The 25,101-nt window shown below is 44.5% G+C and carries 25 protein-coding genes; 14 read left to right on the forward strand and 11 right to left on the reverse strand.

Annotated elements, in window-relative coordinates:
- Nucleotides 1-12 precede the first annotated feature (12 nt).
- A complete protein-coding gene (locus NV379_RS13005; protein ID WP_258207739.1) occupies nt 13-1,071 on the forward strand; it encodes an ABC transporter substrate-binding protein in 1,059 nt (352 codons plus the stop codon).
- Between the two features lie 111 nt (nt 1,072-1,182).
- Here NV379_RS13005 and NV379_RS13010 read toward each other — a convergent pair whose 3' ends face one another.
- The 3 genes from NV379_RS13010 to NV379_RS13020 all read right to left on the reverse strand — a co-directional run bounded on the left by NV379_RS13010 (nt 1,183) and on the right by NV379_RS13020 (nt 3,336).
- The gene (locus NV379_RS13010; protein ID WP_258207740.1) at nt 1,183-1,641 is read right to left on the reverse strand and encodes a bactofilin family protein; all 459 of its coding nucleotides are present in this window, start codon (nt 1,639-1,641) and stop codon (nt 1,183-1,185) included.
- Between the two features lie 3 nt (nt 1,642-1,644).
- The gene (locus tag NV379_RS13015) at nt 1,645-2,649 is read right to left on the reverse strand and encodes a M23 family metallopeptidase (protein WP_258207741.1); all 1,005 of its coding nucleotides are present in this window, start codon (nt 2,647-2,649) and stop codon (nt 1,645-1,647) included.
- A gap of 105 nt (nt 2,650-2,754) precedes the next feature.
- Complete coding sequence (locus tag NV379_RS13020) at nt 2,755-3,336, reverse strand: thymidine kinase (RefSeq protein WP_258207820.1); 582 nt, start codon at nt 3,334-3,336, stop codon at nt 2,755-2,757.
- 170 nt (nt 3,337-3,506) lie between these two features.
- On the opposite strand from NV379_RS13020, the gene NV379_RS13025 reads away from it, so the two are divergent.
- Nucleotides 3,507-4,127, forward strand: a complete 621-nt coding sequence (locus tag NV379_RS13025) for a hypothetical protein (RefSeq protein WP_258207742.1) — start codon at nt 3,507-3,509, stop codon at nt 4,125-4,127.
- Here the strand turns inward: NV379_RS13025 and NV379_RS13030 are convergent.
- The gene (locus tag NV379_RS13030; RefSeq protein WP_258207743.1) at nt 4,124-4,867 is read right to left on the reverse strand and encodes an HAD family hydrolase; all 744 of its coding nucleotides are present in this window, start codon (nt 4,865-4,867) and stop codon (nt 4,124-4,126) included. The genes NV379_RS13025 and NV379_RS13030 overlap by 4 nt on opposite strands.
- Nucleotides 4,868-4,989: 122 nt before the next feature.
- Between NV379_RS13030 and cls the strand changes: the two genes are divergently transcribed.
- Entirely contained in the window at nt 4,990-6,411 is a 1,422-nt protein-coding gene (cls, locus tag NV379_RS13035; protein WP_258207744.1) for a cardiolipin synthase, read from the forward strand.
- On the opposite strand, the gene ligD is transcribed toward cls, so the two are convergent.
- The 3 genes from ligD to ku are packed head-to-tail and all read right to left on the reverse strand — an operon-like array spanning nt 6,403 to nt 9,135.
- Nucleotides 6,403-7,284, reverse strand: a complete 882-nt coding sequence (gene ligD, locus NV379_RS13040; RefSeq protein ID WP_258207745.1) for a non-homologous end-joining DNA ligase — start codon at nt 7,282-7,284, stop codon at nt 6,403-6,405. The genes cls and ligD overlap by 9 nt on opposite strands.
- A gap of 32 nt (nt 7,285-7,316) precedes the next feature.
- Nucleotides 7,317-8,228: an ATP-dependent DNA ligase gene (locus NV379_RS13045; RefSeq protein WP_258207746.1), complete on the reverse strand. Its 912-nt coding sequence runs from the start codon at nt 8,226-8,228 to the stop codon at nt 7,317-7,319.
- Nucleotides 8,229-8,232: 4 nt separating this feature from the next.
- Complete coding sequence (ku, locus tag NV379_RS13050) at nt 8,233-9,135, reverse strand: non-homologous end joining protein Ku (RefSeq protein ID WP_258207747.1); 903 nt, start codon at nt 9,133-9,135, stop codon at nt 8,233-8,235.
- A 152-nt stretch (nt 9,136-9,287) separates the two neighbouring features.
- Between ku and NV379_RS13055 the strand changes: the two genes are divergently transcribed.
- From NV379_RS13055 to NV379_RS13085, 7 genes are all read left to right on the forward strand, one after another.
- Nucleotides 9,288-9,488 carry a hypothetical protein gene (locus NV379_RS13055; protein WP_258207748.1) on the forward strand — a complete coding sequence of 67 codons (201 nt, stop codon included), beginning with the start codon at nt 9,288-9,290 and terminating at the stop codon, nt 9,486-9,488.
- A 154-nt stretch (nt 9,489-9,642) separates the two neighbouring features.
- Nucleotides 9,643-10,380 (forward strand): WecB/TagA/CpsF family glycosyltransferase, encoded by a 738-nt coding sequence (locus NV379_RS13060; RefSeq protein WP_258207749.1) that lies wholly within the window; start codon nt 9,643-9,645, stop codon nt 10,378-10,380.
- Nucleotides 10,381-10,623: 243 nt separating this feature from the next.
- The gene (tsaE, locus tag NV379_RS13065; protein ID WP_258207750.1) at nt 10,624-11,112 is read left to right on the forward strand and encodes a tRNA (adenosine(37)-N6)-threonylcarbamoyltransferase complex ATPase subunit type 1 TsaE; all 489 of its coding nucleotides are present in this window, start codon (nt 10,624-10,626) and stop codon (nt 11,110-11,112) included.
- Nucleotides 11,102-12,043 (forward strand): tRNA (adenosine(37)-N6)-threonylcarbamoyltransferase complex dimerization subunit type 1 TsaB, encoded by a 942-nt coding sequence (gene tsaB / locus NV379_RS13070; protein ID WP_258207751.1) that lies wholly within the window; start codon nt 11,102-11,104, stop codon nt 12,041-12,043. Before tsaE ends, tsaB begins: the two co-directional genes overlap by 11 nt.
- 67 nt (nt 12,044-12,110) lie before the next feature.
- Nucleotides 12,111-12,548: a ribosomal protein S18-alanine N-acetyltransferase gene (rimI, locus tag NV379_RS13075; RefSeq protein ID WP_258207821.1), complete on the forward strand. Its 438-nt coding sequence runs from the start codon at nt 12,111-12,113 to the stop codon at nt 12,546-12,548.
- Nucleotides 12,549-12,563: 15 nt separating this feature from the next.
- Nucleotides 12,564-13,592 (forward strand): tRNA (adenosine(37)-N6)-threonylcarbamoyltransferase complex transferase subunit TsaD, encoded by a 1,029-nt coding sequence (gene tsaD, locus NV379_RS13080; protein WP_258207752.1) that lies wholly within the window; start codon nt 12,564-12,566, stop codon nt 13,590-13,592.
- A 295-nt stretch (nt 13,593-13,887) separates the two neighbouring features.
- Complete coding sequence (locus NV379_RS13085) at nt 13,888-15,957, forward strand: methyl-accepting chemotaxis protein (protein WP_258207753.1); 2,070 nt, start codon at nt 13,888-13,890, stop codon at nt 15,955-15,957.
- 270 nt (nt 15,958-16,227) lie between these two features.
- On the opposite strand, the gene NV379_RS13090 is transcribed toward NV379_RS13085, so the two are convergent.
- The 4 genes from NV379_RS13090 to abc-f form a co-directional block, all read right to left on the reverse strand.
- Nucleotides 16,228-16,926 carry a GDSL-type esterase/lipase family protein gene (locus tag NV379_RS13090; protein ID WP_258207754.1) on the reverse strand — a complete coding sequence of 233 codons (699 nt, stop codon included), beginning with the start codon at nt 16,924-16,926 and terminating at the stop codon, nt 16,228-16,230.
- Between the two features lie 143 nt (nt 16,927-17,069).
- Complete coding sequence (locus NV379_RS13095; RefSeq protein ID WP_258207755.1) at nt 17,070-18,551, reverse strand: spore germination protein; 1,482 nt, start codon at nt 18,549-18,551, stop codon at nt 17,070-17,072.
- 74 nt (nt 18,552-18,625) lie between these two features.
- Complete coding sequence (locus NV379_RS13100; RefSeq protein WP_258207756.1) at nt 18,626-19,906, reverse strand: MFS transporter; 1,281 nt, start codon at nt 19,904-19,906, stop codon at nt 18,626-18,628.
- Nucleotides 19,907-20,211: 305 nt separating this feature from the next.
- The gene (gene abc-f / locus NV379_RS13105; protein WP_258207757.1) at nt 20,212-22,197 is read right to left on the reverse strand and encodes a ribosomal protection-like ABC-F family protein; all 1,986 of its coding nucleotides are present in this window, start codon (nt 22,195-22,197) and stop codon (nt 20,212-20,214) included.
- Between the two features lie 192 nt (nt 22,198-22,389).
- Between abc-f and NV379_RS13110 the strand changes: the two genes are divergently transcribed.
- Genes NV379_RS13110 through NV379_RS13125 form a run of 4 tightly spaced genes read left to right on the forward strand, consistent with a single transcriptional unit; the run spans nt 22,390 to nt 25,101 of the window.
- Complete coding sequence (locus tag NV379_RS13110) at nt 22,390-23,037, forward strand: 5-formyltetrahydrofolate cyclo-ligase (protein ID WP_258207758.1); 648 nt, start codon at nt 22,390-22,392, stop codon at nt 23,035-23,037.
- Nucleotides 23,038-23,045: 8 nt separating this feature from the next.
- Entirely contained in the window at nt 23,046-23,555 is a 510-nt protein-coding gene (gene moaC, locus NV379_RS13115; protein WP_373426110.1) for a cyclic pyranopterin monophosphate synthase MoaC, read from the forward strand.
- A 44-nt stretch (nt 23,556-23,599) separates the two neighbouring features.
- Nucleotides 23,600-24,088, forward strand: a complete 489-nt coding sequence (gene mog / locus NV379_RS13120) for a molybdopterin adenylyltransferase (RefSeq protein ID WP_258207760.1) — start codon at nt 23,600-23,602, stop codon at nt 24,086-24,088.
- Nucleotides 24,089-24,090: 2 nt separating this feature from the next.
- Nucleotides 24,091-25,101 carry a molybdopterin-binding protein gene (locus NV379_RS13125; RefSeq protein ID WP_258207761.1) on the forward strand — a complete coding sequence of 337 codons (1,011 nt, stop codon included), beginning with the start codon at nt 24,091-24,093 and terminating at the stop codon, nt 25,099-25,101.

Here is a 25,101-nt window from a genome sequence, read left to right on the forward strand (position 1 = left end):
GGGGAGATTATCATGAGAAAATTATCGATACTGCTTGCATTCTTATTCGTTGTTACGGCGGTGCTTAGCGCTTGTGGCAAAGAGACATCAACAGCGCCTGTAGCGGCAACACCAAAGTCAGCAGCAAGTAAAGATCCAGTGACGGTTAAGCTTGGCATTTTTAAAAATGTAACGCATGCAGCGGGTTATGTCGCGCTTGAGAACGGCTATTTTCAAAAATATTTCGGTGAAAATGTAAAGATTGATGTAACCTCTTTCGATAATGGATCAGAGTTCTCAACAGCACTTGCGACAGGCTCAATTGATCTCGGTTTCGTGGGACCAGGTCCATCAACGAATCAATACGTGAAAAGTAAGAACTTCAAAGTGATCTCTGGATCCAATAACGGTGGAGCGGTTCTTGCTGTAGGTAAAGAATCCGGTATCAACTCGGTTAAAGATTTGGTTGGTAAAGTTGTAGCAATCCCGACAAAAGGAAGTACGAATGAAATTTCACTTCGTTTGCTACTGAAACAAGAGGGACTAAAAGTATCAACGGATAAGACTGGCGTACAGATTATTGCTCGTGCACCAGCTGAGACACTTGTTGCACTTCGTCAGAAGGAAGTCGATGCAACGCTTATTCCAGAGCCGTGGGGTACACAGATTGAAGAGCAAGGCGTAGGGAAGGTGTTAGTTGGATGGGATAAGATTCCGCCGAATAACGGGAACTATCCATTAACAATCCTAGTAGCATCCGATAAGTTTCTTGCCGAACACCGTGACTTAGCGAAAGCAGCAGTGAAAGCGAATAGTGATGCCATTCAGTTTATTAAAACGAATGAAGAGAAATCCTATGAGCTCATTAACAATCAATTGAAGAAACTCAGCGGGAAAGGGATGGATAACAAGCTGATTAAGGCGGCTCTTGCTCATTTGAACTTAACGACAGATGTATCGCGTCCAGTATTAGAGGAAATGGCAAAGGTGTCCATTGATGCAGGATATATCAAAGATGTTAAAGCAGATCAGCTGGACTTAAGTAAGTTCTTGGATTTATCTTTATTGGAAGAAGTGAAAGCGGGTAAGTAACGGACAAATTGATCAAGCAGCAATTATAATATGGAAACAATTGAAAAACCTGCGGGCTCATCGCCTGCAGGTTTATTTGTGTGTGTAGGTAAATGATGTAGGTAAGCGAGCTTAATTCGCAGTAGCTGTCTTGTTCTCGCTGGATGCTTGACCACCTTTTCCCTTGGAACTAACCAGCTTAGGGTGCGGTCTTTCTTCATTAGATTCTTGCGATTCTGGAGCGTCTGTCTGCATGATGCAGATGCCGTGGAAGATGCCGCCGTCTTCAATGATGATGGTGCGCACGTTGGCATTGCCATTTAATTCGCCAGATTTAAGTATAATAAGCTTTTCTCGTGCGACAATATCACCTTTGACCTTACCAGCAATGATGACGACGCGGGCTTGAATGTTCGCTTGAACATTCCCTTTTTCTCCAATTGTCACATCATTGGTGCACTCAATCTCCCCGTGAACTTGCCCTTCGATGCGAATAGCGAGTTCTGAGATCATTTTCCCCTCACAGATCATGTGCTCGCCGATGATTGTGTCAGGCGTTCCTCCTGAATAATGGACTTTCTTCTTTAACAATTCTCATTTCTCCTTTCTCGATAAAACGAGATATGGCGTGGGGTTAATTTTTGTGCCGTTGCGAATAATCTCGTAATGCAGATGAGTACCAGTAGAGCGTCCGGTGGAGCCGACAAGTCCGATGAGATCGCCCTTCTGGACTTTCTTACCCTTGCTTACAAGTGCTTGATTCAAGTGCATATACTGGGTCTGAATGCCAAGTGTGTGGTCAATGAGAATGTAATTTCCGTATTCGGGGTGCCTGCCAACGTCAATAATTGTGCCTTCGGCAGCTGCATAGACACTGTCATTGAGGTCGCCGTCAATATCTACACCAGTGTGCATAGATGGGCGTGCTGTAAAGGGGTCAAGTCGAATCCCGAAACTAGATGTAATTCTACGTGCATCAATAGGCCAGATCGTCGGTGTCACATCTCGCAGATGTTGAGCTTTAATTAACTTCTGCTCGGAATCCGTAAGTGTGCTAAGCAGCTCATTGATATCGCTTACAAGTCCGGTTAGGTCGTTCTTGGTGGCGGATGTTAGCTTGACGAGTTCATCACCGTCGAACGGTTCATCTGAACCGCCTACATCTCCTTGGGTAGAAGGTGTAGCGCTATAATCCGAAGGGGTTCTGGAGTTAGTCGAATTTGGTGTTGAAGAGTCAGCCATAAGAGAGACAACATGTTTGAGTTTCTTGATTTCTTCCAACTTGAGTTTAAACTCGCTCGTTTGTTGGGAGAGCTTGATGAGATCAACTTGCAGCTTGTCTAGTTCACTTGTCTTCTCCGCAATTTGACCATTTAGCTCACGAGCTTCTTGTAGATGGGATTCGTTGAGGTTTTCTTTGGTGGATGTGAATGTCTGGTCCATTATGTACACCGTGATGAAAAATCCGAGCAGAACGAGAACGATAACCGTTGGTACAATAATGAGTACACTATGAGGCAATTTAAACTTGACGACACGGCGGTTGGCGCTTGGGATGAACATCAGGGTAAACTCTTTTTTACCCAGAATGAACTTCATGTAAGCTCCTTTCCCTCCAGAAAAACAACCCTTGATTCACAGTGTATTCCATAGGTCGAGTTTCCATGACATCGTTCTCGCTTCCTTCGGACGATCTCATTCATCTTAAGGATTGGATATTTGTTCTTTGCGTTTGGAAGTATAACACTTCCGGCAGACAGGTAAGTACGCTTCATTGCCACCGATCTGTATTTGATTACCATGGAAAATAGGCTTGCCGCCTTCTGTACGCATGTTCATTGTCGCTTTGCTGTCACAGTACCAGCAAACGGTCTTAATCTCCTCGATTTTATCCGCAACTGCAAGAAGTCTGGAACTGCCTTCGAATAGTTCCCCTAAGAAATCGGCACGTAATCCGTACGCAATGACAGGGATATTTAATTCATCAACGATGTTGATGAACTGGTCTACTTGGTTTTTATTTAAAAACTGAGCTTCATCGACGATGATGCAGTTCGGTTGCTCCTCTTGTGCAATCGCTAGTATATCAACTTGATCATCAACGACGATCGCTTGTTTTTCCATTCCAATACGTGAAGCAACGGTTCCTACCCCACTACGATCATCGACAGAAGGGGTGAATAATAATACTTTCTTACCTTGTTCTTCATAGTTATGAGCGGTTCTAAGTACCTCAATGGACTTGCCGCTATTCATCGTTCCGTATCTGAAATATAGTTTAGCCAGGGGGCTCGCCTTCTCTCAAATAAATTTACAACGTGATCTATCATAGCATGGATTTACTGAATTTTCTCTTATATCCCCCTAAAGCACAATCAATGCAAGCACTGATCTCATATTCTATGAAGTGACAGGAGGAATCCCAATCGAGCACAAAAAGACGGAGTTGATGTAAATTGATTAAAGGTGCGGTAGATCTTTTTGTTTTCCCGCAGTGGACAGAAGATACAATGTCATTGACGTTGGGGAATCCCGCAACAGGACCGCTAGTTGCGCTCCCAGATCGGAGCAGCATTACGCTGCAACATGGTAATTTAAAGCGGACTTTGCAGATTGAAGTAGAACGCGCAACAGGTGAATATTTTTATCATTCATTAGGTATTTCCCCGATTATTGCCAAGCAGCTTAAGCTAAAATCAGGCTATCGATATGCACTGGAATACGATGAAATTCAGCGATTGATCAAAATAAAAAGAACTCCTTCAAGTCGAGGAGTCTTCACGTTTCGAGAACGTCTTTTGAAAACAAAAAGTAAGATGAAGCCCATCATATTCGGATACAGCGTAGCTGGAGAGCTAGGCTTACCTGAAGGTGGCAACGTCGTCTTGCAAAGTCAGAAGGGGATGGTGAGTCCGCGGCTAAAGATCGGGATTTCCCCAGCTCTTGATGATGATGAAGTGTTTATCATGAGCGGGGAATGGGCGAGGCGTTTCGGGCTTGTCCATGGGCAGCGTTACGTTCTCGAATACAATCAGATCACGAAGATGCTCAATATTAATCCGAATCCGATCCGTTAGCTGCTTAAGTATTCGTTAATTTTAACAGGTACTTCTTTTAGATCGTTGACGATGTAAAAGGCGCCTTTTGGCGTGCTTGTATTTTCCACCAGATTATAAGCCCACTCAATTTCTGGGATCATCTGGATGGCATGAATACCGTTATCCAGTGCAGGCATAATGTCTGTTCGTACGGAGTTGCCGATCATCCATGTGCGTGAGCGGTCAAATTCTTGTGTTTCAATAATGTAGCGAAGGAATTCTGTATTTTTGTGTAAGGTAATGAATATTCGATCTTCAAAAAATTTGCCAATGCCCGTATCATCAACTTTACGCATTTGAATAGACACGTCACCGCCGGTGTACAAACAAAGGGTGTGGCCGGCTTCTTGCAGTGTCTGCAAGGTTTCAATCATGTCTGGGTAAGGTTCAATCGGGAATGAGTATGCACTGAAGCCTAATTTGTTTAAGAAATCAATTTCATCCTTTACTTCAGGGCGACCAAATTGTTCACAGTAATGCTGATACGTCTCCACTAATGAATCTGGGAATTTTTCAGGTAAAAACCCGTGTTTGGCTGTGCCCGCTAGGTCAATTTCAATCTGACGTTCTAAGATTTCTTCTGCAGTTAAGCCCTGTCCATTAAAATAACTTAACATCTCGTCCGCAAACTGGTCCAAGACCACGTTAAAGTAGCGGTTGCAATGGACAAGCGTATCGTCTAAATCAAATAGAATGATTTGTTTATTGTAGTCCGTCATATTTATAATCTCCAATCCATTCGTATGGTCGATCATTTTGTATATCTTTTTGTTGTAGCATATTTCATAGCATTCGGGCAACTAGCACAAGCTATATAACCTAAGCTTTGGAGGTGTATAGTGTGCTGTGGTTAGTCATTTCACTTGCTTCATTTATTATACAGATTGCGTTTATATTAATTGGACAATATCGGCATCCGTCTAAGGTCGTAGCTTGGATGGTGATCCTGTTTGTTTTCCCTCCATTTGGTGCCTTTATGTATTATTTCTTAGCGAAAGACTATCATCATCGCAAAAAGATTAAGCGGATCTCACGAAAAATTCGTGCGATGGAATTAGGTATGCAAAATCAGCCCTCTGAAGAGGCCTACGAAGTGCTCAAAGGTTCCCTGCAAGGTTATCCTACTTATTTGCATTATGCGGCGCATATGCCAGGTGTCGTGGCGACAAGCAATAATAAAGTTCGAGTTCTGACTAATGCCAAGGAAGCTTATGAAGCACTGTTAGCGACTATTGCGAACGCTAAGCATCATATTCATTTTCAATTTTATATTATTAAGGATGATCAATCGGGACAGCGCTTTTTACAAGCACTTATTCATAAAGCAAGAGAAGGTGTTCAGGTCCGTGTTCTTTATGATGGTCTGGGCTCGTATGCATTATCGTCTTCCTATAGAAAGCAGCTGCAAGATAACAGTATTGAGGTGTATGCATTCTTACCTGTGTTCGTATCGTTCTTCGATAAACGTCTTAATTATAGGAATCATCGCAAGACAGTTGTGATCGATGGTGAGATTGGCTTTACAGGCGGAATTAACATCGGAGATGAATATTTGGGAAGCGATCGGAAACTAGGTTTTTGGCGGGATACGCATTTGATGGTTGAAGGGGGAAGTGTGGCGTATCTCCAGTCTACTTTTCTAGATGATTGGTTGTTTACGTGTGGTCAGAAACTGGATGATACCGCATATATGGGGCGAGTAAGAGAGGAATCAGGGGCTGTTGTACAGATGATTGCATCGGGACCAGATCGCACAGGTAAAGCGGTGTACCAATCCTATTATGGAGGCATATTTGCCGCGAAGAAGCGGATCTACATTCAAACCCCTTATTTTATACCTGATCAGGGACTAAGTATGGCACTTAAAACAGCAGCACAGGCGGGAATTGATGTGAAGATCATGATTCCAGATGTGTCAGATAGTAAGCTTGTACAGCTCGCATCACTATCTTATATCGAGGATATGCTAGAAGCTGGTATTCGGGTCTATCAGTATCAAAAAGGATTCATGCATGCCAAAGTTATGATTATCGATGATGTGATTGGGATGGTAGGTACAGCGAATTTGGACATGCGGAGCTTATTCAGCAACTTTGAGCTTAATGCTGTCATGTATGACTATGCAACCATTGTTCGATTAGAAACAGATTTTGTACAAGACATGGCGGATAGCTATGAGTTGTCACTGGATGTATTCAAGCAGCGTTCCAAATGGGAGAAGTTCAAAGAGAATGTGGCGCGGACGATATCACCCTTATTGTAAATGTTTGAGTACTGCCTCTAAATTCTGAGGGGCTACTTTCGCAATTAGATCGCCATGGGTAAGTAATCGTTCGCCGATTGTGAGCAGATTGAAATCTCGAATTTCGGAGCCTTGATTCACTTCTTCCCATGTAAGTGGAGTGGATACAGTTGCGTATTTTTTAGCTCGAGGGGTGTAGGGTGCTGAGAGTGTCTTACCAAGCCAATGCTGCAAGTAATCGACATAGATACGATTGCCGCGATTCTTCTTGAAGCGTTCAATGGTAAATAGGTCAGGATGTTGCTCGCTTGCAAACTTGCCTATAAAATGCCCAATGGAGCGAAGCTGCTCAAATGAGTACCCATCTTTAATTGGAATATAGATTTGAACGCCGGTTGCACCGGATGTCTTAGGAATGGATTGAATGTTTAGGGATTGCAGGATTTGACCGATAAGAGCAGCAGCTTGCATAATGCGGGGCTCTTCTTCTTGTGAAGGATCGAGATCGATCACCCATTCCGCTGGCGCGCTACTTCCGATATGTTGGAAGGATGGGTGAAATTCTAGACATGCTAAATTACCCAGCCAGAGCAGTGTGGGAATGGAGTCAAGATTTACATATTGAATATCATGGAGGACAGATGTTTTCACGAAATCAGGCAGTGGTTCGGGAGCGTTCTTCTGGTAAAAGCTTTTATCTGTAATGCCGTGTGGGTACCGAATTGTCGTTAAGTACCGATTACGGCAGTAAGTTAACAAGTAAGGCGCTATTTCGAGCAGCTTCTGCATATAGATGAGCTTCGTAATGCCAACTTCTGACCATAGCATCTTATTGGGATTGGAAAGTGTGAGTGTATGCCCAGCTACTTCGAATGTGCCTGTTTGGTTAGCCATATGTATGCCCTCCTCGTATGTGAATTTATTGTTTATGTAGGAATTTGTAAGGAAACAATTTTCGGATGACGTAGCAGTCCACCTTCTGTCCATTCCATACCGGAGACGGTACAAGTAAACGGAGGTGCTAGCCACACCAATTCTTCTTTCGTTAATTCGCGTGGTAATTGATGAAGCATCCAAGGACCTGTCGCCACAAAACGCTTCGCAAGAAGGGCGATAAGTTCACGCTTCATATTCACATTCAGCCCAAGTGATACTCGTCCACAATACATCCCCTGATACTCCATAATGAGTGAAGCCAGTTGTTTGTTTCGCAAGGTATACCCGACAATTTGCACATCAAGATGCATGATTTTCTTCTTCTTCAGCCAATCATGATGGTGCTTGCCTTCGTGGTAAGTTGAAGTTAAGCGTTTGGCGACAATCCCTTCCCAGCTATATTGCTCGACCCAATTCCACAAGGCAGTGCCATCAAGGAACAGATCTGTCGTCAGCAGTTGATTCGTAGGTGCTGGGAACAATTGCTTCAGGCGCTCATGCCTCATTAGAAAGGGAAGTACCCGTAAGTCTTCCTTGCCCCAATACAACAAATCGAACGGAACATAAATGAGTTGGTATCTCGCATCTGATGGCTTCCGAATCATACCTTTTTGCCGCTCTCGCTGTAATATTTTTTGAAAAATAGGTCGCTTGAGCTCGTTATCATATACGACTAACTCGCCATCTAAGAGCATGGACCCTTGCAGCTTCGCAAGCATGGATGTGATTTCAGGAAAGACAGCATTTTTAAGCAAGAGCCGCTTGGAAAATAATTGGGCTTGTCCATGTTCGATTTGCGCTAAAATTCGCACGCCATCCCATTTGAGTTGAAACCCCCATTCATCTGTCTGAGGCAATTCAGACACGAGAATGGGGGACATTGGTTTTGTAGGCAATTTCATAAATTTAGGATACCGTTTCTTTTTTCTTCGTTGTAGTCTTGGACTTAGCGGCTGGCTTACGCTTGCGAGTCGTTGTCTTCTCAGATAACGGTGCTTTGGCACCGGCAGTATCCGTTGGAATCATGGCAGGTGGTGCTGATGGATTCATTGCCGCAATACTCGCTTGCAGCGCAGACATGAGATCGACGACATTCGTCTGTGGTGCAGTTGGTGCGGTTCGAATTTCTTGACCGGCGACTTTGCGTTCAATTGCATCAATCATTGCAGCGCGGTAGTCATCGGTATATTTTTCAGGCTCAAAAGGGGTTGTCAGCTGTTCAATCAGCATCTTCGCCATCGTCAATTCTTTGTCATTGACTGCAATCTGCTCGGGTAAGTTAGGCACTTGTGAGATTGGACGAATTTCATCAGGGAAGAAGATCGTCTCCATTGCAATACAGTTATCGATGACACGAAGCGCAGCAAGCGAACCTTTGGAGCGGATCGAAATTTTGGCAATGCCAATCTTACCCGTCTGTTTCATCGACTCAAGTAGTAAGTTATAAGCGTTCGCACCCGTTTCGGCAGGAGATAAGTAATATGTTTTTTGAAAATAAATCGGGTCGATGTCTGTTAATTGGACGAAGTCCAAGATCTTGATTTCCTTGGATGCTTCACCGGCAAGATTGGCAAGTTCCTCTTTGTCAAAAAGAACGAATTGTCCAGGTTCATACTCATAGCCCTTCGTAATCTCAGCCCACCCGACTTCCTTCTCACAGGTTGGGCATTTGCGAACATACGTAAGCGGTGTATTGCATGCTTTGTGTAAGTAACGCATGGAGATGTCTTTGTCTTCTGTTGCGGAGAACATTCGGACTGGTACATGGACAAGCCCGAAGGAAATAGCCCCTTTCCACATCGTATGCATGAGCAGCGCTCCTTTCTTTTTGCAAGTACACAACGAATCCATTCTTACCGTAAGTAGTATGTGTCTGTGTGAGTTGTTGTATGAACGTGAAGGGATTGGGGAACGTTTATAAACAAACCGATTACAGGCAAGAGAGGAAGGTGGAACCAAGGGTGAGTAGCAAAGAGCATGAAGTCGCGAAAGAAGCCGATTCCCTTTATGAAGGTCGGGACAAATATTGTATGGAAATCGATCGGATGGTCAGCGAAGGGCTTGGTGGGGGAACCGTGTCTAAAGACAATGGTAAAATAGACGATACCACGACGGATTCGATGATGGAGATTGACACCATATTGAATTCACAGCAAAGGTAAGAGGAACAGGGAATGATATTTTAAAATGGAAAATAATTCAAGGCGTAATATTGTGGCACGTATTATTTCTGATATAATCTAGTTACACTTGCAAAAGACTCTGATGAAGGTTCATCGGAGTTATTTTTATTTCATATGAAGGCGGAAAATAACTATGACTCAAGCAACACAAATTATGGGGATCACATTCCCGAAGCGAACACTGGACGAAACCATACAGGAAATTAGTGAAGTTGTAGGGCAGAATCGATCTGAGCTGTGTCATGTTGTAACAGGCAATCCTGAGATCGTAATGGCCTGTCAGCATGATAAAGAGTTACGCACGATTGTAGAAGAAGCAGGACTTGTAACAGCCGACGGAATTGGGATTGTGATGGTTTCCAAAGTAAGAGGCGGGAGCTTACCGGAGCGGGTGACGGGTTGTGATCTCTTGTTTAAGTTATTAGAAGGAAATGCGGATTCCATGCAAAAGTGGACGTTTTATTTACTAGGTGCAGATGAGGAAACAAGTAAGAAAGCGGTAGAAGTGATTACTCAGAAGTACCCGAATGTTACAATCGTCGGCAGACATCATGGCTATTTTAAACCGGAAGAAGATCAGGCAATTGTAGATGAAATTGGGTCTCTGGCACCTGACTTCTTAATCGTTGCACTCGGTGCACCTCGTGCAGAACGCTGGATTTATAAGTACAAGCATGAGCTAAATGCTAGAGTAGCAATTGGTGTAGGCGGAAGCCTCGATGTTGTAGCGGGGAAAGTGAAACGTGCACCGAAGATGTGGCAGAAGTTACATATGGAGTGGCTGTACAGATTGCTCAAACAACCATCAAGATGGCGCAGACAATTGATTTTACCGCGATTCGCCCTCAAGGCAGTGTTCTATAAGAAATAAGGAGAAAGTTAACCTATGGGAATAAGTCTCGAAGAAGAATCGAGCAGGGAATACATGTCGAACAGTAATGGTTTTAAAAAAAGATGTAAGTAACCTCCTGCAGTGATTGCGGGAGGTTTTATTTATCCCGGAGACATCTGATATTTAGCTCTTAGAAGTTGCTACATCGAAGCCATGAGGGCTATAATAAGGACAAATCGAAGCGATTCGTGATGCCTTAAGCTAGGAAGGATGGAATAGATCGTGTCTGTGTTTACTTTTATCGCTCAAAATGAGCAGGATACGGAGCGGCTTGCACAGCAGTTAGCTAAGCTAACAGTACCGGGTACGGTTATGACGCTCGATGGTGATTTAGGCGCGGGTAAGACTCGATTTTCCCAAGGATTTGCGCGGGCAATCGGTGTGCAAGGCGTAGTCAATTCGCCAACATTTACGATTATTAAAGAGTATATGGGAAGTAAGCTTCCTTTTTATCATATGGATGTGTACCGCATTTCAATCGAAGAAGCCGATGAGCTGGGACTTGATGAGTATTTCTACGGTGATGGCGTGACTTTGGTTGAATGGTCGAGCTTAATTGAAGACATACTGCCGCCACAGCGACTAGAAATGAAGATTGAACGGATCGGAGAGTCGGATCGCAAGTTTACGATTATTCCGCATGGAAAGCCTTATACACAGTGGTGCAGTGATGCACAGGAGAACGGGTGGTTAACGCATAATGGACAATAACAATCAACAACAAATACAGCAAGATGGTTATCTGCTTGCTATGGATACATCAACGGCGACGATTGCCATTGCTCTATATCGAGGTGGGGTGATGATGGCGGAACAAGCTGCACTTGCAGCTCGTGATCATTCCAGACACTTGCTGCCGCTCGTTCAGTCGATGCTGGAGAAGCAAAATATGAAGATCAAAGACTTGTCTGCGATTGGTATTGGCGTCGGACCTGGCTCTTATACAGGGGTTCGGATTGGTATTACCGCAGCGAAGACATTCGCATGGGCACAGCAAATTCCGGTATTCGGAATTTCTTCATTAGAAGTGCTCGCATTTGGCGGCTACAAGACGTATGAGGAATCGGGTAATAATGATTCTGGTAATAACGCACAGCCGTCGGGTCTTGTGAGTCTTAACTTTGTATCGCTAGGTTCTGACTTTGGTGCATATGGTGCGTGTTCGATAGATGGATGTGAGCCAGCTGATACTCAAAAAGTGAATGCAGGACATTCGTCTACAATAAAATGGGTCATTCCTCTTGTTAACGCAAGACGAGGTCAAGCCTATACTTCATTGTTTGCAGCAGGTAACAATGGCGAGTGGTCAGCACTTGTTCCGGATAAAATCCGCCTGATGAGCACATGGTGCGAGCAGCTCTTAGCAATGTTAAATGAACCGAATTGCGTACAGCCACAAGAGATTATTTTTGTAGGTGAATATGAAGGGTTTGAAGAGGAAATTGCCACTGTTTCCCGAGCATATAGCGGAAAATTTGCGACTTGGTCGCATCAGATGCGCGGTCGTGATCTTGCAGAACTGGCGAATAGATGTTGGCAAGCTGGTGAACCATCAGACAATGTTCATAACTTAGTGCCGAACTACACGCAAATGACAGAAGCGGAGAATAACCTTCGTAAATTGCAAAAAGAACAAGGCTAAGGAGGAAGTAGCAGTGGAATCATTATCACAATCTGCTCCAATTGGGGATCAGCTCGAATTTCGCTCCATGTCGCTTCAAGATATCCCTTATGTACTTGATATTGAAAAAGAAGCTTTCACACTGCCTTGGTCCAAGGATGCTTTCTATAACGAACTGACGAACAACCATTTCGCCCATTACATGATTATGGAGATTAATGGCGAAGTCGGTGGTTATGCCGGCATGTGGATGATCGTAGATGAAGCACACGTGACGAACATTGCACTGAAGGGCATTCATCGCGGTCAAAAGCTCGGTGAACGTCTATTAATTGAACTTCAGCAAGCAGCAGCAACACTAGGAGCTACTCGTATGACACTTGAGGTGCGTGTTTCTAATGAAATCGCGCAAAATTTATATACCAAATTAGGATTTACAAGCGCCGGTGTGAGACCGGGTTACTATACAGACAATAATGAAGATGCGCTTATTATGTGGGCTGATCTTCCTAAAGCGATGAAATGACGGTGAGTAATAACAATGAATAACACGGAGAACCAGCCTGTCTATATGATGGCAATTGAGACAAGCTGTGACGAAACATCAGTTGCTATTATTGAAAATGGGAAGACCATTCGCTCGAATATCGTATCCTCCCAGATTGAAACACACAAGCAGTTCGGGGGGGTTGTGCCTGAGATTGCTTCGCGTAAGCATGTTGAAGTCATGACGGTAGTTATGCAAGAGGCGCTAGATGAAGCAGGTGTGCGTCCAGATGAACTATCTGCGATTGCAGTGACGCAAGGTCCAGGTCTTGTTGGTGCACTATTAATTGGTGTAATCGCAGCAAAATCACTTGCTTGCGCATTAGACATTCCTCTAATTGGTGTGCATCATATTGCAGGTCATATTTATGCGAACGAATTGGTGCATGATATTGAATATCCTGCTGTAGCCCTTGTCGTATCAGGTGGTCATACCGAACTTGTGCATATTCCAGCTCCCGGGGAGTTCCACATCATTGGACAGACGCGTGATGATGCAGCAGGAGAAGCTTATGATAAAGTGGCGCGTGCCCTTCAACTGCCTTATCCGGGTGGTCCACACATTGATCGTCTTGCACAAGAGGCAGATGGTGAAATTGTGATGCCACGTGCATGGCTTGAAGCAGATTCGTATGATTTCTCCTTCTCCGGACTCAAGTCTGCTGTACTAAACACGATCAACCAGCTGCAGATGAAAGGACAGACCGTTCCTGGATCACATATCGCAAGAGGGTTCCAGAACTCCGTTGTTGAGGTGTTAGTAGAGAAGGCAGTGCGTGCGGCTAAAGAGTATGGAGCACGTCAACTACTGTTAGCGGGTGGAGTTGCTGCTAACCGTGGATTGCGCGAGCGCTTAACGGAACGTTTTGCCGAGATTGAAGTTCCACTTCTGATACCGCCATTTAAGCTATGTACGGATAACGCGGCGATGATCGGGGCTGCTGGCTTCTTGAAATGGGAGAAGCAAGAGTTCACACCGCTTGATTTTACGGCGGAGCCAGGATTGAAGCTTGAGACTTGGTAGTTTAAATATCGAGTGTGTTCAATAAGTTAACGTAAGAGAAAAAAGCAACTAGAGGAACGGAGTTTTCGCCTTTGAGACTCACGATTTCAACAGCGACCGGAAGTGTTTTTTTCTCTGTAGTGTCCTAACTTATTGAACACACACTTATTAACAAAATAAAACGAGAGCAGCGCGAAATGTTATGTTTCGGGCTGCTTTTTGTAGATAAAAGTAATAGCTTGTCATATAATGGTAGTAGTGCTTACACATTATTGTAAGCGCATTCAAAATAACAGGGATGGATGAGGATTCATTTATGCGAAAAATAGCTGCTTTCTTACGTTTTCGAGGCATCAGGGTGCGGACATATGCAACGATTCTACCGATTTTTATGGCGACACTAGCTGTCGTGCTTGTCTTTTCGTATTCCTTTTCCAAACAAAAACTCGAACTTGAAATTGAGCGTAATATTGTCCAGCAGCTAGAGAGATCCAACACCCAAATTGCAAGTGAGCTAAATGTGCATACGAAGAATACTGAAGTGTTTGCGCGTACGGTTGAGCAGAATGCGAAGCAGATGAACGTAGATGCTTTTCGCGTGATGACCGAGAATGTGATGAAGATCAATCCGGAGACGCTCGGGTTTGGCGTGTACTTTGAACCTTATCAGTACCAAGAGAAGACACAATACTTTGCGACGAACGTCGTAAAACAGAACAAGAAATTCGTACATATGGAAAATAGCGATCCAAGCTTAAAAAACTATACCGAGCAAGAGTGGTATATCGAAGGTAAGAAATCCTTGTACGCGAGCTTCGTTGCGGGTCCTTTTTATGATGAAAAAGAGCAAGCCGTGAAGATGACGACTTCGGTTCCATTTTACGATATCAAGTCGAGTTTTCAAGGTGTCATTAAAAACGAATTTAATTTATCGAATATTCAAAATTCCGTTCGCAATATTAAAGTCGGGACAACAGGTTGGGCATTCCTACTCGACAGTAAAGGGCAGTATTTAGCTGCACCAGATAAAGAAAAACATATGAAGCTGAATATTACCAAAGAATCTAATACCTCCCTAGCTCGCGCTGGTGAATACATGATGGAGAGAGAAGAAGGTCAGGTCAAATATACGGATGGGCAAGAAACGTACCAAATTCAGTTCCAGAAAGTGCCGAAGATGGGCTGGTACGTAGGTCTTGTCATTTCGGAAAGCGAACTGTATGCACCTTTAAAAATATTACTGCAGCGCCTTATCATCATTGGTGGGGTGGGTATGGTTGTCGCGATAGCAGCGATCTATCTCTACACGCTCTACATTATTCGTAATATTGATCGAATGAACAAGCTGTCGAAGCTAATGTCTACGGGTGACTTTACGCAGCAGGTGTCAGCCAAGAGCAAAGATGAATTTGGTGAGATGGCGCGCAACTTCAACCAGATGATTGATAATGTTAAAGGGTTGCTCAATCAAGTAGCAGGGCACACGCTCATTGTTGCATCGACTGCGGAGCAATTAACAGCGAATACGAATGAGACTGCAGCTGCAACGCAAAGTGTGACACAAGCGATGCAAGAAGTTGCCGCAGGCTCCGATGAACAAATGCAGAGTTCCGTTGAGACATCTCGCAGTATGGAGGAGATGATGAGCAGTATCCACCACATTACAGAATCCGCAGAAGTGGCGATTCAGTCGTCGGAACAAGCCGTGCAACAAGCGAAGAGCGGGAATGCCATGCTGCAATCGGTTGTGGATCAGATGAAGTCAGTGAACAGCTCGGTACAGACGACATCAAATGTAGTTGAGTTGCTAGGTAAGCGTTCCAATGAAATTAGTGTGATGACGAGTGTCATCGCAAACATCAGTAAAGAAACAAATATTTTATCGTTAAATGCGAGTATTGAAGCGATGCGTGCAGGTGCACAAGGTAAGGGCTTTGCAGTTGTCGCTGCTGAGGTACGAAAGCTGTCTGAGAATACAAAAGCCGCTGCAACGAACATTGCTGATTTAGTTGAGGCGATCCAATCGGATATTCGTCGTGTGGTAGAAGTGATGGAGGTAGGGACCAAAGAAGTAGCTGCGGCAACGACGATGGTGAATCAGACGGGAGAAATGTTCCACGAGATTGTACGGTTTAACGAGCGGAATAACAACCAAATTGAAGAAGTGTTTCATGCGTCAGAACAGATTACAGCGGGAGCCAAGCAAGTTGCCGAGTCATTGCTTCATTACTCTACAATTGCACGTGCTTCTTCAGCTAATTCACAAGCTGTTGCATCGACTTCCGAAGAACAACTTGCATCCATGCAGGAAATTGCTTCTTCAGCAACAGTGTTAGCGAAGCTTTCCGATGAATTGCAATCGATCATTGGAAAGTTCAAAATCTAGATATTTAACTATTCACAGGGGGTGTGCATGAAATTATGCACACCCCCTGTGGATAATGTTGATAAGTTTGAAAAATCCCGCTAGTTCTTATTTTTTGAATACTAGTAAAATCGGATAACTCTAGGACAACTTTTTCAGGTGTTTCTGTGGATAGTGTGGATAATTATGTTAGAAAGAAAGCTAACCCTAGATTATTCTAAGGTTAGCTTTAAATTTTATTTGTGGATAACGCTGTGGAGAATGAGTGCTGTTATTTAATGTGGTATTCCTTTAGATTTCAATTCCGTGCTGTTGTAATGTATCGCGCAACACGGTTGCCATAATGTCATATCCGACGATATGAGGATGAAGACCATCATCAGCTAGGCCATCCCGTAATTTGGTTCCATCTTCCGTCGTTAAATGGGAGTGGTAATCGACGAAAATCGCCCCTTCTTGTTCAGCCAGTTTGCGCAGCGAGATATTCAGGTTGCGAATAAGTTCATTCTTAACTGAAAGTGATGCGAAGTAGTCCATGTTAACAGGAAGAATGGAGCATAGAATCGGCTTAATCTGATGTTTGCTTGCAAGTACCAGCATTTCACGTACATCATGTTCAACTTCGTGATGGATCGCATCTGGCAGCTTGCGACCAGATTCACTCCAAGCATCGAGCGCGTGCATGTTGTTTATTCCAATCTTAAGCACGACGTATTTGGGATTAAGTTGGATGACATCAGCTTGGAAACGACGCAAGACATGCCCACTTACATCCCCACTGATACCGCGGTTAATATGAACTTTACTAGAAGCACCGAAGTAGGTGTGTAGATCCCATAATTGTGTAATTGAATCACCAATAAAGACAAAGTCAACGGGAACATGCTTCGTTAATAATACTTCATTGCCAATGTCGAACTCTAGCCTGCGGCTATCTGCAGCAGCCGCAACACCGAATGCTCCAGGTTGTACGATAGAAATGCGCTTCATGTTCATTTCTCCTACCTCTCATCAATCAAATATTTAGTCGTATAGATGAAACTAAGGTAAGTATAAGACAACTGTACTGCAAAAGTAAGAGCCCTGTACCGTTAATTAAATTGGTACAGGGCTTATTGGCTTGATCAAGCGAGTTATTTCATCGTATCATCTTGTGGATGTAAGAAGGAAGGACGCTTTAATTTAGCAGGAACAGGTTTACGCACTAGAATATCTAGCAATGCTTTGCCATTGAATGGAATGAGCGGCCAGAGGTAATGGGTGTTTAACGATTTCGTAAATAAAAGCAATAGGAACCAAAGTACACAGCCTATGATTAGCCCTGTAAGGTGGAGACAAGCCACAAGAATGATCAGGGAAATTCGAACGAGCCTGGTGGCAAGTCCAAATTCATAGCTTGGTGTTGCGAATGTGCCGACCACGGAGATCGAGAAGAATAGGATAACTTCATGCGTCAGTATCCCGACTTCAACAGCGACTTGCCCAATCATAAGTGCAGCGACAAGCCCTAGTGCAGTGGCGAGCGAACTTGGGGTATGCACGGCTGCCATGCGTAAGGCGTCGATCCCGATCTCAATGAGAATAATCTGGAGAATGATCGGCATTAGCTGGGGCGTCTCTGGCAGCAAGAATTGCCATGCTTCAGGGAGTAAGTGTGGATCTAGTGCGAACAGCAACCATAAAGGAAGCAGGAAAATGGATGCGAGCATCGCTGCGAATCGTACCCAGCGCAAGTAAGCACCGATCACTGGCTTTTGCCGATATTCTTCTGCATGCTGCACATGGTGGAACATCGTAGTCGGTGTTATCATGACACTCGGCGATGTGTCCGTATAGATAAGCACATGTCCTTCAAGAAGATGGATGGCTGCGACATCAGGCCGTTCTGTGTATCGAACAAGGGGGAACGGATTCCAGTTGTTTCCGAATACGAATTCTTCAATTGTCTTATCTGCCATTGGCAGTCCGTCTACCTTGATTTCGCTAAGCTTACTGCGAATCGTCTCGACCAATTGTGGGTCTGCGATATCTTCCAAATACGAAATAACGACATCTGTCTTCGAACGTCTACCGACCTGTGTGTATTCCATTCGAAGTGAAGGATCACGAAGTCTGCGCCTTGTTAGGGCAGTATTAAATACCATCGTTTCTGTAAAACCATCACGTGCCCCACGAACAACACGCTCCAGATCAGGTTCGTCAGGTGAGCGGGCAGGGTATGTTCTTGCATCGATGACGAGCGCTTCATCAGCGCTTTCAACAAGAAGGACAAGAGGACCTGACAAGACGCTGGAGATAATCGTATCCATCTCTTTTACTTTATCCACTTCCAAGTACCCGATATAGGTATGGAGTAGCTTGGTGAGGGAATCGTTCGTAAACTCATCTTTTTGCAGATAAGATAAACGAGTCATAATGACATTCATAACATCGTCTTTGGCAAATCCATCGACGAAGAATAAACCGCATCGGACCCCTCCATAATTTAGCTCGCGATGAATGACATCGAAACTTTTGCCAACACCGAGGGCTTCACGCAGGAAAGTAACATTTTCCGATAATGAGGTTGTGAGTTGTTGCTTAAGTTGCCCTTCACGGGCATTTGGATTACGCACGTTCAATCCTCCAACTTGGATTCTACTTTATTCAAGTTATTTCCAAATCATAGAGAGATAAACGCAAGTGTTATTTAAAACTGCTGGGTATGAGCTGTTGGGCTGTGAGTAGGAAGCTCCTCGTTCTGTAGACTTTTCCGCAGCACGATCCCAATGAGTCCAGCTAGAACACTAATCCCACCTGCAACGATATACATGACCGCACTGCCCCATAAATCAATAAGAATACCGCATAACAATACAGAAACACCGAATAAGGCGTAAATCAAAGTTGTTTCAGCTGATAGTACCTTCGGAAGCAGATCCACAGATACACTGCGCTGGATGAGCGTCGTTCGACTTGAAGTTCGAAGTTGAACCATCGGACCCATCGCAATGACAATAAGCAAGATCAATATTAAATTTGTGGTCATTGCAAATATCATTGTCATCACGCCATAGCCGATCGTTCCGATAATCATGAAAATGGGCAGCTTACCATCGAGCTTTTTCACAAGGGCCATGACAATAAAACCACCAAGAATCGTACCTACAAAATAAGAAGCGTTAATGAATCCCCACCATGCATCGTTTTGATGCAGGACTTCTTGTACGAATACGAGTGTAAAGGCTCCGATCCAGATCGCTCCACATAAACCATCGATGATATCCATTACAAAAATCGTCCGCAGTCTGCGGTTGTTCCACAAGGCTGCCCAGCCTTCACGGATTGAATCCATGCGGCTTGGTTTAGTAGAGGACGTGCTGCTTGTTTGTTGATTACTTGAAGCTGGATTAGAACTTGTATCCGTCAAATCCTTGATTTGTAATGTGAAGATAAGGGCAATTGCGTATAAAGCCGTAACGAGAGCAAGAGTGGGTGGTGATGAGAGGAAGGCAACCACGACTCCACCTATTCCCCATCCGCCGAATTGAACAATCTGATTTACCGTAGAGAGGAAGGCGTTCGCCTTCAGCAACTTCTCATTCTCGACAAGTCGTGGTACAAGTGCATTCTGAGCAGGTGCTGTCCACCCATCGAAGAACGAGATGATGGCGATAATGAGTAGCACCACCCAAAGTGTGCTAGGACTCAAGAATTGCCAAGCGAATAAGGCTAGAACAGTGAATAGGACAAGCTGTATGGTTTGAGATAGGCGCATCACGGCTGTTAGTCTGTATTTGGCAAGTATGAGTGGGGCAAGAAAACCGCCAACACTCTGACTTAACACACGACACAAGGGGATAAGAGCAGTGAATGTGGCCGAACCACTAATGCTATACATCATCGTGACTAGGGCAATAACATATAGGATATCTGCGGTATTAGATAAAGTCTGCCCCATCCACAAGGAACGAAAGGAACGCTGAAGCATGCTGTGAAAACCTCCGCATCTAATTTTTAATAATATTCAGATAATAATTCTTCTAAATAAGATGATATCCTGCTTATAAAAAAAAGAACTTGAAGCGTAAACTGCTCCAAGTCCTTCTATGGTTAAAGAGTGTGTTCAAAAAGTTTAACGGAAGAGAAAAAAATGCACTGTAGGAACGAAGTGATCGCCTTTGAAATCGTGAAACATCCACCTAGTCTAATCAAAAATTTCACGATTGAGACAGCGACTGGAAGTGCTTTTTTTCTCTGCAGTGACCTAACTTTTGAACACACTCTTAAAGTCAGCTATTCCATCATGGATTCCCATTCGGCATAGAGACCTTCTAGTTCCGTCTTCTTCGTGTCCATAAGTGCGGTCTTCTCGCCAAGCAGGACATAGTCGTTGAATACGGCTTCATCCGCCATCTCCGCCTCAAGTAGCTCAACATCCGCTTCTAGCTGCGCAATGTTCGCTTCAAGCGCCTCAAGTCGGCGCTGCTTGCTCCGTGCATCGCGCTGTGCCTGTTTACTTGCTTCGTAATCGTTCTTCTTCTCCTCAGGTGCCGTGCTTGCATTGCTTGATGTAGGTGCAGCTCCACTTGCTCGCGTACCCGTGCTTGTACTTGGCGCTGACGCCTGCATCTCCGCAAGCTCTGCTTTCTTCTCGATCAAGTCGTCATAGTTGCCGAAGAACACTTGAACGCCGTCTGCGGACAGCTCCAGCATGCTTTCAGCCATTTTATTTAAGAAATAACGGTCATGGGAAATGAACAACAAAGTGCCTTCGTAGTCGATCAGTGCGGACTCAAGAACTTCTTTTGCATACAAGTCCAGATGGTTCGTCGGCTCATCGAGTATGAGGACGTTCGCTTTAAGCAGCATTAGCTTAGCAAGCGCAACACGTGCTTTTTCTCCGCCGCTTAAAGAGCTGATCTTCTTAAATACATCTTCGCCTGAGAATAAGAAGTTGCCTAGCACCGTACGAATACGCGCTTCTTCAATGTGTGGGAACGCATTCCATAGTTCATCGAGTACCGAGTTGCTTGGATTTAAATGTTTCTGTTCTTGATCGTAGAAACCGATCTTTACATTCGTTCCCCAATTAATGACGCCAAAGTCTTGCTTATGATCGCCAGTAAGGGTACGCAGAAGCGTTGTTTTACCAACACCATTCGGACCGATTAGCGCTGCTGTGATCCCGCGTTTCAGTTCAAAATTCACATCACGAATGAGGACGCGGCGCTCTTGATCCGAAGCCTCACCAGGACGAGCCTGTACAGATACTTGGAGATTCCTTACTTCGAGTACATCTTTACCCGATGTGATGTCGGTTTCAAAGGAGAAGCTTGCGCGCTTCAAATCGCCCATCGGCTTATCTAAGCGATCCATCTTCTCAAGTGCCTTACGACGGCTTTGTGCTCGCTTGGTCGTCGTGGCACGAACGATATTTTTCTGGACGAATTCTTCCATCTTCGCAATTTCGGTCTGCTGCTTCTCATAATGACGCATTTGAATGTCGTATTCAGCTGCCTTAATCTCAATAAATCGAGAATAGTTGCCCGTGTAGCGTTTGGAGCTTGTCCGTTCGATCTCATAAATCGCGGTCACAAGAGCGTCCAAGAAGTAACGGTCGTGAGAAACGACGAGAATTGCACCTGGATAGCCTCTTAGATAGCCTTCGAGCCATGTAAGTGTCGGAATGTCCAAATGGTTCGTCGGCTCATCGAGAATAAGCAGATCCGGTTCTTCGAGTAACATCTTGGCAAGAGCAAGTCGTGTCTTCTGACCGCCACTCAGCGTATGAATCGGAGTATCAGGGGCAAATTGCCCAAAGCCCATCCCGTGAAGGACACCACGAATTTTCGCTTCCATTTCATAGCCGCCATGCTGCTTGAACCATTCCGATTTAACCGCATAGCGATTCATCGTTTCTTCGTAGCGTTTTTCATTTTCAAGCAAAGCAGGGTCAGACATCAGCTGTTCCAGCTCGCGAATTTCTTTTTCAACTTCAATTAATGCGGTAAAGACAGTCCGCATCTCATTCCAGATGGAGCGATCGGTGTTTAATCCTGAATTTTGACGTAAATAACCGACTCTCGTTTCCTTCGCTTTAAAAATATCGCCGGCATCATAAGATAACTCACCTGCAATGACTTGCAGCAAAGTGGATTTACCCGCACCATTCACACCGACAAGTCCGATGCGCTCGCGATCTTCAATTTGTAACGTTATATTGGAAAGCACAGGTGTAACCCCGAAGCTTTTACTTAAATTACTCACTTGCAAAAGCATGTACAATAACCTCCTAATGAATGACCCTTACATTATCTTTTACCAGTGTACAGGAAATTGAATCGATTCTAAAGTCCAAAAACTTTTCTATTTTTTTCGTACCTTTTTCCGAACATAAGTTTTTGTTTCAAGCACCTTCCTATGATAGAATGGACATAAGTAGGCTAATATTTCAATGAGAGGCTGCCCTTTATGAATATCAAAGAGCGCAAAATAGCCCTTCGTAAAGACGTTGAGACGCTGCGATCGGGATTATCGGAATCACAAAGACGTGAAAAAGAACAGCTTATTAATGCTGGCATTCTGGCACAGTGTGAACAAGTATTTGCATCTCGTGCAATACACACAAGTCAGCAAGCTCAGCCTGTACTGTCAGATGGAGCGCTATTTACCTATATGCCATATCGAAGTGAGCCGGATGTAACGCCAGTCATGGAATGGTGTTGGGAGCGCGGTATATGTGTGCTTCTACCTCGTGTAATTAAAGGCACGAAGGATATGCAATTGCATGCGGTGACGAGTTACAACGATTTGGAGACAGGTGCATGGGGAATTCGTGAACCGCTAACATCACTACCACAGGTTAATAATTTGTCGAGTATTCGGATGATTCTTGTCCCTGGACTCGCTTTTGATAAAAGAAATGGTCGACTTGGATACGGCGGCGGTTTCTATGATCGTTTCGTCCGTAAATTTAACGATTTGAAGCTAACACCTCCACGTGTTGTTGCTGGGGCGTTTGATGCACAGATCGTTGATGAAGTGCCGATGTCTTGGCATGATTTTCGCATTGATTGTGTAATCACGGAGTCATCTGTTCGAACGATTGATGGCAAGTAATAGATGGAATGTTGGATGGGAGGGGGAGCAGCGTGCAAGACTCGAGTTTAACCCATTTTAACGAACAAGGACGAGCAAGAATGGTTGATATTTCGGAAAAGGATATCTCATCGCGCTCGGCAACGGCCGGCACGAAACTGATCATGCAGCCAGAGACGCTGGCTCTCATTAAGCAAGGCGGAATGAAGAAGGGCGACGTGATGGCTGTCGCGCAAGTGGCTGGGATTATGGCAGCGAAGAAAACGTCGGATTGGATTCCGATGTGTCATCCGATTCCGCTAACGGGAATTGATATTATTTTTCATGACAACGGTGTAAATGAACTTTATATAGAAGCAACTGTGAAGACAACAGGTAAGACAGGCGTAGAGATGGAAGCCTTAACCGCTGTATCTGCAGCAGCACTAACGGTTTATGATATGTGCAAAGCGGTAGAGAAGGCGATGATCATAGGCCCTACGATGTTACTGACCAAAACCGGAGGCAAAAACGGAGATTTTCACAGAAAAGATACATGATCTTCCTAAAAATTTTGATACAGTAGAAGGGAGAGGTGACGCTTATGCGTTGGAGAGTTGCCATTTTGACCAGTAGCGACCGCGGATCTCGGGGCGAACGGGAAGACACAAGTGCTCAAGTGATTCGTGAGCTTGTGGAAGAAGAATTGAACGGGGAAATTGTGGAATATCGCATTGTCCCTGATGAGACGGATGAAATTATGGCTGCACTTATTGAGATGGCCGATTATTTTGAAGCGGATTTAATTCTAACAACAGGTGGGACTGGACTAAGTCCAAGAGATGTGACGCCAGAAGCGACACTTAACGTAGTCGATCGTGAAGCGCCTGGTTTTGCTGAAGCGATGCGCGCGAAGTCGATGGAGAAGACGCCTCGTGCAATGTTGTCCCGTGCAGTAGCAGGGATTCGTGGCAAGACACTCATCTTGAACTTACCAGGTTCTCCGCAAGGTGTGAACGAGAATTTGGCAGCCGTAATCGATGTATTACCGCACGCGCTTGGCATTCTCACAGGTAGAGAAGGAGAGCACTAGCCATGAGTCAGATGGAAATGCTTCGGGAAGTGAAGGTCGAAGATGCGATTGGGTTGCGACTTTCGCATGACTTAACGCAGATTATTCCCGGACAATTCAAAGGCAGATTGTTTACCAAGGGGCATGTCGTTCGCGAAGAGGATATTCCTGCTCTATTATCGATCGGAAAAGAACATATTTATGTGATGGATTTAGCGCCGGGTTATGTGCATGAAGATGATGCAGCTCGGCGCTTAGCTGCAGCTTTTGCAGGAGAAGGACTTACACTGAGTTCACCGCATGAAGGAAAAGTTGCAATCAAGGTAGCGATTGATGGGCTTGCTAAGATTAACGAGGCGTTCGTACATGAAGTGAATACACATGAGCAATTGATCATGTCTACGGTACATACGAATAAGATAGTGAAAGCGGGGCAATCGCTTGTTGGAACAAGGATTATTCCGCTATTTATTGAGGAATCGAAGATCGAGGCGATTGAGCAGCTTGCGCAGCAGTATCGAGATCGTGGCGAATCCCTTGTAGAGGTGAAACCTTTTTCCCAATTGAAAGTCGGGCTTATTACTACAGGTAGTGAAGTTTTCAAGGGACGGATTACGGATAAATTCGGACCTATTGTAATTGATAAGGTTGCTGCGCTCGGGAGTACGGTGGTAAGTCAGGTGCTAACCCCAGATGATAAATCGGTGATTGTGGAGGAAATCCGCAAGTTTGCAGCGCAAGGTGTAGACGTAATCTTGCTGACAGGCGGAATGTCCGTTGATCCCGATGATCGAACACCGGGTGCAATTCGCGAAGCAGCTACACATGTGATTTCTTATGGCACACCGATGTTACCTGGTTCCATGTTAATGATGGCTTATCTAGATGAGATTGCAATCATGGGACTTCCGGGATGTGTAATGCATGATCCGTTTACTTCGTTTGATGTATTGTTCCCACGAATTTGTGCGGGAGAGAAAATTGTGCGCAGCGACATTTCGACCATGGGTTATGGCGGTATGTTAGGTTGCTAG

This window comes from Paenibacillus radicibacter (assembly GCF_024721995.1).
Classification (GTDB): Bacteria; Bacillota; Bacilli; order Paenibacillales; family NBRC-103111; genus Paenibacillus_AM; species Paenibacillus_AM radicibacter.

Coding starts and splice junctions, on each gene's coding strand:
- NV379_RS13005 (WP_258207739.1), top strand. CDS start 13: ATGAGAAAATTATCGATACTGCTTGCATTCTTATTCGTTGTTACGGCG.
- NV379_RS13015 (WP_258207741.1), bottom strand. CDS start 2,649: ATGAAGTTCATTCTGGGTAAAAAAGAGTTTACCCTGATGTTCATCCCA.
- NV379_RS13030 (WP_258207743.1), bottom strand. CDS start 4,867: ATGACGGACTACAATAAACAAATCATTCTATTTGATTTAGACGATACG.
- ligD (WP_258207745.1), bottom strand. CDS start 7,284: ATGGCTAACCAAACAGGCACATTCGAAGTAGCTGGGCATACACTCACA.
- NV379_RS13045 (WP_258207746.1), bottom strand. CDS start 8,228: ATGAAATTGCCTACAAAACCAATGTCCCCCATTCTCGTGTCTGAATTG.
- ku (WP_258207747.1), bottom strand. CDS start 9,135: ATGCATACGATGTGGAAAGGGGCTATTTCCTTCGGGCTTGTCCATGTA.
- NV379_RS13060 (WP_258207749.1), top strand. CDS start 9,643: ATGACTCAAGCAACACAAATTATGGGGATCACATTCCCGAAGCGAACA.
- tsaB (WP_258207751.1), top strand. CDS start 11,102: ATGGACAATAACAATCAACAACAAATACAGCAAGATGGTTATCTGCTT.
- rimI (WP_258207821.1), top strand. CDS start 12,111: ATGTCGCTTCAAGATATCCCTTATGTACTTGATATTGAAAAAGAAGCT.
- tsaD (WP_258207752.1), top strand. CDS start 12,564: ATGAATAACACGGAGAACCAGCCTGTCTATATGATGGCAATTGAGACA.
- NV379_RS13085 (WP_258207753.1), top strand. CDS start 13,888: ATGCGAAAAATAGCTGCTTTCTTACGTTTTCGAGGCATCAGGGTGCGG.
- NV379_RS13090 (WP_258207754.1), bottom strand. CDS start 16,926: ATGAAGCGCATTTCTATCGTACAACCTGGAGCATTCGGTGTTGCGGCT.
- NV379_RS13100 (WP_258207756.1), bottom strand. CDS start 19,906: ATGCTTCAGCGTTCCTTTCGTTCCTTGTGGATGGGGCAGACTTTATCT.
- abc-f (WP_258207757.1), bottom strand. CDS start 22,197: ATGCTTTTGCAAGTGAGTAATTTAAGTAAAAGCTTCGGGGTTACACCT.
- NV379_RS13110 (WP_258207758.1), top strand. CDS start 22,390: ATGAATATCAAAGAGCGCAAAATAGCCCTTCGTAAAGACGTTGAGACG.
- moaC (WP_373426110.1), top strand. CDS start 23,046: ATGTTGGATGGGAGGGGGAGCAGCGTGCAAGACTCGAGTTTAACCCAT.
- mog (WP_258207760.1), top strand. CDS start 23,600: ATGCGTTGGAGAGTTGCCATTTTGACCAGTAGCGACCGCGGATCTCGG.
- NV379_RS13125 (WP_258207761.1), top strand. CDS start 24,091: ATGAGTCAGATGGAAATGCTTCGGGAAGTGAAGGTCGAAGATGCGATT.